Consider the following 6,275-nt stretch of genomic DNA (forward strand, 5'->3'; position numbering starts at 1 on the left):
TCTCCTATTTTATGATTCTATTTTCTTTATTTCAATGGTCCAAGATGAACCGACACCCACATTATAAGCCTTGGCAAAGGAACCTTGATTGATAGCCAGACCTAAACGATAGAGAGAGTTAATGTAAAGGATTGGTTGCCCAATTCTCACATCTGCAAATGATTTGCCATAGACAACCTGATTTTGATAGACCAGCATATCTGCATGATAGATAGTCACTTCAAAACGGTCACCGAATGCTGGTCCCAGCTTGTAAAATTCTTCTCGCGTGATCGAGGTCCAAAGCGAACCAAAACGCACATCCAGAATATCAATAGCTCCCTTTACCAGATGCTCTTCAATGATGGTCTCTACGACTGGAAGTTCCACAATCTGATCCACACTGAGCTCTGGTCCCACTTCCTCAAAACTAATGTGACCGCTGGCCAGTTTAGCACCAGTATAGGCATAGACATCACGACCGTGGAAGGTATAAGAATGCTCTGTGTTTTGACGTCTATTGGCTACCTCAGAAATTTCACGAATGGCTACAATACCAACGTGTTTCTTGATAAAGGAAAGAGTCCCATTATCTGGCGTGACAATGTATTGATTTTTTGCAGTCTTGGCAACCACACTCTTACGTTTCGAGCCGACACCTGGATCGACCACCGATACAAAAGTCGTTCCCTCAGGCCAGTAATCCACCGTCTGAAAAAGACGGTAGCTCCCCTCAAAAATATTATATGGCGTGATATCGTGCGTCAAGTGATGGATTTTTAAGGTTGGAGACTCTTCTAAAGCCACTCCAATCATAGCCGATACCGCACCATCAACCAGACCAAAGTCTGATTGTAATACCAGTAAATTATTATTCATTTTATCTCCTTGTATATCCTTTATCATACCATATTTCAGAGAAAGGTGCTAATAGCTATTTCAATTGATTAGGGTATAGTTTTACCTTATCGCAAATTTCCTACTAAAAGCACTTGTTATTGGCTAGTAGGTGCATTTTTTCTTGAAAAAAGGTATGATAGTTACATAATGAAGAAGTAGGTTTTATTATGAAAATTATCCTTGTCGGAGGGGGAAAAGTTGGTTTTGCCCTCTGTCGCTCCTTGGTTGCAGAAAAGCATGATGTTTTACTGATTGAACAAAACGAAGCTGTTCTCAATCATATCGTCAGTCGTTTTGATATTATGGGTATCCTTGGTAACGGGGCCGATTTTACCATCCTTGAGCAAGCTAGTGTCCAGGATTGTGATATCTTTATCGCCCTGACTGAATATGATGAAGTGAACATGATTGCAGCCGTTCTAGCCAAAAAAATGGGAGCTAAAGAGACCATCGTTCGGGTGCGGAACCCTGAATATTCTAACTCTTATTTCAAGGAAAAGAATATTCTCGGTTTTTCTCTTATCGTTAATCCTGAGCTCTTGGCTGCCCGCGCTATCGCCAATATCATTGACTTCCCCAACGCCCTATCTGTCGAACGTTTCTTTGGTGGACGGGTCAGCTTGATGGAATTCACTGTTAAATCCTCCAGTGGTCTTTGCCAAATGCCCATTTCTGATTTTCGGAAAAAATTTGGCAATGTCATTGTATGTGCGATAGAAAGAGATCATCAAATTATCATCCCAAGTGGTGACATGACTGTACAGGATAAAGACAGAATCTTTGTCACTGGTAACCGTGTTGATATGATGCTCTTCCATAATTATTTCAAGTCTCGTGCCGTGAAGAGCCTTCTCATCGTCGGTGCAGGTAGAATTGCCTATTATCTACTAGGTATCCTCAAAGACAGTCGTATCGAAACCAAGGTTATTGAAATCAATCCTGAAATCGCTAGCTTCTTTAGCGAGAAATTTCCAAATCTTCATATCGTCCAAGGAGATGGTACTGCAAAAGATATCCTGCTAGAAGAAAGTGCTCAACACTATGATGCCGTTGCAACTCTAACAGGAGTCGATGAGGAAAATCTGATTACTTCGATGTTCCTTGACAGGGTAGGTGTACAGAAAAATATTACCAAGGTCAATCGTACCAGTCTCCTCGAGATTATCAATGCGCCTGATTTTTCAAGTATCATCACACCTAAAAGTATCGCTGTAGATACGATTATGCACTTTATTCGTGGTCGGGTTAATGCCCAGTATTCAGACCTTCAAGCCATGCACCATCTAGCCAATGGCCAAATCGAAACCCTGCAATTCCATATCAAGGAAGCCAATAAAATGACTGCCAAACCTCTTTCTCAACTCAAACTGAAAAAAGGGGTTCTTATTGCGGCCATCATTCGAAAGGGCAAGACTATTTTCCCAACTGGAGAGGATATGCTGGAAGTTGGAGACAAGCTCCTTGTAACAACTTTGTTGCCAAACATCACTAAGATTTATGACTTGATCGCGAGGTAAGAAATGAATAAAAGTATGATTCGTTACCTCCTTTCAAAGTTACTTTTGATTGAAGCTGTTCTTCTTTTGGTTCCTGTGGCTGTTGCTATCTATTACCGTGAATCGAGTCAAGTCTTTACAGCCCTCTTTTCGACCATAGGGATTCTCGTATTACTAGGCGGTTCAGGAATTTTGCAGAAACCAAAAAATCAACGGATTTATGCCAAGGAGGGAATCTTGATTGTGGCCCTCTGTTGGATCCTTTGGTCTTTCTTTGGTGGTCTCCCCTTTGTCTTTTCTGGACAAATCCCTAGCGTTATTGATGCCTTTTTTGAAATTAGTTCTGGGTTTACAACTACTGGAGCAAGTATCTTGAACGACATTTCGGTTCTCAGCCGTTCCCTCCTCTTCTGGCGAAGTTTTACCCACTTGATTGGAGGGATGGGAGTGCTCGTTTTCGCACTTGCTATTATGGACAATACCAAGAATAGCCACCTAGAAGTGATGAAGGCTGAGGTTCCTGGCCCTGTTTTTGGCAAGGTTGTATCCAAACTAAAAAACACTGCCCAGATTCTCTATCTCCTTTATCTAGCTCTCTTTTCCCTCTTTGTCATCATCTATTATCTAGCTGGTATGCCCCTATTTGATAGTTTTGTCATTGCCATGGGAACAGCAGGTACAGGAGGATTTACCGTCTATAACGACGGAATTGCCCACTATGGCAGCTCACTGATTACCTATCTAGTTAGTATCGGAGTTCTGGTTTTTGGGGTAAATTTCAACCTCTACTACTACCTCATGCTCCGTCGCATCAAGGCCTTCTTTGGAGATGAAGAACTTCGGGCTTATTTGGTCATCGTACTGGTTTCTACAGGCTTGATTAGCCTTAATACCCTCTATCTCTACCCAGGATTTTCCAAGAGCTTTGAAATGGCCTTCTTCCAGGTTTCCAACATCATTACAACAACTGGTTTTGGATACGGAGATATTACCAACTGGCCCCTCTTCTCCCAGTTTATCCTCCTCTTCCTCATGGCAATCGGTGGCTCTGCTGGCTCAACCGCAGGTGGACTCAAAGTTATTCGAGGTCTCATCCTTTCAAAAATTGCCAAAAACCAAATTTTGTCAATTCTATCACCCCACCGTGTTTTGACCCTCCATGTGAATAAAACGGTGATTGACAAAGATACCCAGCATAAGATTCTCAAATACTTTGTCATCTATTCTATGATTTTACTAGCGCTTATCTTTATTGTCAGCCTAGATAGCAATGATTTTCTAGTTGTGACCAGCGCTGTCTTTAGCTGTTTCAATAATATTGGACCTATTCTAGGAACCACTTCTAGCTTCGCAATCTTTAGTCCTATCTCAAAAATTCTCCTCTCCTTTGCAATGATTGCAGGTCGATTGGAGATTTACCCAATCCTCCTTCTCTTTATGAAGAGAACTTGGTCTAAGAGATAAAATACAAAATCCCTCTTTTTACAATTGTGAAAGAGGGATTTTTATATTAAAAAGGGGGAACGTTTTTAAATCCAAGCCTGTCTGTAAGCAAAGTCCTTACTCAAATAAAAGATGGAAAAACTTACTACACAGCTTGGTAATGCTCCAATACAAATTGTAAGGCTTTACTTGGATTCTTTGTTAAATGAATATATTCCATTCCTCTGGTAGCAACTATCTGAATACCTAATCTTTCTGCATCCACCTTCATCTCTCTATAATAACTCCGAACTTGTGGGGCCAGAATAATTAAATCATAAACACCCATAATATCATAATGAGCTCCGTACGCTCCTGAATTCGCAATCACTCTAACTTCTGCTAATTGAGCGCCCTCGTTAATTGCATTGGCTAATTGCGCACTTGTTCCAGACCCTGCACAAAGAACCAGTACTTTCAACTCCTTACTTTTTATTTCATCTAACTCACCAGGCATTATTTCACTTGTATCCTCCTCTAAAATAATATCATTTGAGCTTGCAACATCTTCTTTCATCAGTAACTGTCTATCATACGCTCTACAGAATGGCAAATAAATCAATATGTCGACAACTAACATCAAAGATAAAAACACAAAGGAGATAGGTTGAAAATTCGTTCCAATTAACAATCCCAAGGGACCAGGAAAGGCCCAAGGTAACTGGATATAAAATCCATTCATTCCAAAGAAATCAATAAAGACCTTTCCTAGAAATACATTCACTGGTGGAGTCAGCAAAAAAGGGACAAAAAGATAGGGATTCAAAATAACAGGCATACCAAATAGAAGAGGTTCATTTACCGCAAATAAAACAGGAGTAATTGTAGCTTTACCTACCGATTTTAATTGTTTAGACCTCATAAAGAAAATCAAAATAAATGGTACAACAAAGGTAGCCCCCGTTCCTCCGATAGCAGCGATATAATTCCCGAAATTAGGGGTTAAAGAATGATAAGGGAACTGCCCATTTGCAAGGAGTTGAGCATTCTCTTCCATATTGCTTAGTTGTAAAGCTGTAACAGCAGGTAAGACAATAGATGGTCCATGAATTCCAACAAACCAAAGCAAGGCACACATAAACCAAATCAACATCATAGCAGGATATGATTCTGCACCCTTAAAAATAGGGGTCAATAGTTGTTGAAATACTTGGGCAAAAGGAACATCTAAACTAAACCGAGATACAATATCTAACAAACCACTAATAAGTAAAACAAAAGAAAAAGGAAAAATATCTCTAAAAGCTTGTGATATAGCTCCAGGAACTTCCTTAGGTAAATGAATAGTAATGTCTCGCTTAATACAGAATCGGTAAACATTTACAGTAATAAAGGCACTGACAAACGAAGTTATCAATCCTTGAGATCCTAAATAGTTTGTCGACAAACTTGTAGATCCCGTCTTCTCATCAACTACAAGCGTTACAGTTAATACCAGATAACTACATATGGCTGCCAACATTACAGAAGTATCATTTATTACCTTTCCAGGAGGCATTTTTCTATTAACATTTCCAGCCAATGACTTTGCAACTGTCCCTGAAACAATAACACCCAAAACTCCCATGGTTAGCATATACACTTTCCTCATCCAGACAATAGCTGGACTCGGTAACTCTACTCCGAAATTTTTAGGAATCATAATAATAATCATCAAAAAGCTTGAAAACATAATTAAAGGCATAGTAGCAATGAATCCATCTTTAATAGCCATCATATAATTATTAGTAGAAATTTTTTCAAATTTCCCTTGTTGCTTTTCAATGGCAGCGACTAGCTTATCCATAAAACTCCTCCTATAAAAAATTCAACCTCATATTTAAAACATATTAAACATCATTCAAATCGCTAACCTTAATTCCGTTTTAGCCCTTTTACCCAAAGAGCACTTTTCTTAATATATCTCTTCTGTGTCTCATAATCAACAAAGAAAAGACCATATCGCTTATTGTAGCCATTCGCCCAAGAAAATTGATCTTGCAAAGACCATATAAAATAGCCTTGAATATTGACTCCCCTATCTCGAGCCTCTAAAACTTTGTGTAAATGTTGCTCAATATAACGGATTCTCTTACTGTCATCAATAATATCATTCTCGCCCTCTGGCTTAACCTCTTTAAGAGCTGTACCATTTTCAGTTAAATAAATGACCGGATGTTGAGGATATTCTTCTTTGATACGAAGCAACATATCAAATAAGCCTTGAGGATAAATATTCCAATCCCAATCTGTTGTCGGAATACCAGGCTTTTTTACAAATTCACCTAGAGCATTTAATTTAAAAGAAGACTGTCCTTTTATTCCTGTTGAATTAAATTCTTGTCTATTTTCACCTTTGTATTCACGAATAAATTCTGAACGATAATAATTCATCCCAAACATCGTATTAAGAGGTGCAGCTCTTTTCATAATTTCTAA

The 6,275-nt window shown here is 39.1% G+C and carries 5 protein-coding genes; 2 read left to right on the plus strand and 3 right to left on the minus strand.

The annotated features are described in order from the left end of the window. Positions 1 to 9: 9 nt before the first annotated feature. Positions 10 to 858: an S-adenosyl-l-methionine hydroxide adenosyltransferase family protein gene (locus WKI42_RS00305; RefSeq protein ID WP_368080872.1), complete on the minus strand. Its 849-nt coding sequence runs from the start codon at positions 856 to 858 to the stop codon at positions 10 to 12. A 188-nt stretch (positions 859 to 1,046) separates the two neighbouring features. Here WKI42_RS00305 and trkA point away from each other — a divergent pair, with 188 nt between their 5' ends. Together trkA and WKI42_RS00315 are read left to right on the plus strand one after the other, a co-directional pair. Next, on the plus strand, positions 1,047 to 2,396 hold the full coding sequence (gene trkA, locus WKI42_RS00310; protein WP_368080873.1) for a Trk system potassium transporter TrkA: 1,350 nt from the start codon (positions 1,047 to 1,049) through the stop codon (positions 2,394 to 2,396). A 3-nt stretch (positions 2,397 to 2,399) separates the two neighbouring features. Next, on the plus strand, positions 2,400 to 3,839 hold the full coding sequence (locus WKI42_RS00315) for a TrkH family potassium uptake protein (protein ID WP_368080874.1): 1,440 nt from the start codon (positions 2,400 to 2,402) through the stop codon (positions 3,837 to 3,839). Positions 3,840 to 3,963: 124 nt separating this feature from the next. On the opposite strand, the gene WKI42_RS00320 is transcribed toward WKI42_RS00315, so the two are convergent. Together WKI42_RS00320 and WKI42_RS00325 are read right to left on the minus strand one after the other, a co-directional pair. After that, positions 3,964 to 5,643 carry a PTS lactose transporter subunit IIBC gene (locus WKI42_RS00320; protein ID WP_368080875.1) on the minus strand — a complete coding sequence of 560 codons (1,680 nt, stop codon included), beginning with the start codon at positions 5,641 to 5,643 and terminating at the stop codon, positions 3,964 to 3,966. A gap of 68 nt (positions 5,644 to 5,711) precedes the next feature. Then, on the minus strand, positions 5,712 to 6,275 hold a 564-nt coding region (locus WKI42_RS00325; protein ID WP_368080876.1), incomplete at its 5' end, for a family 1 glycosylhydrolase.

The organism is Streptococcus pseudopneumoniae, assembly GCF_038148935.1.
GTDB classification, from domain to species: domain Bacteria; phylum Bacillota; class Bacilli; order Lactobacillales; family Streptococcaceae; genus Streptococcus; species Streptococcus pseudopneumoniae_U.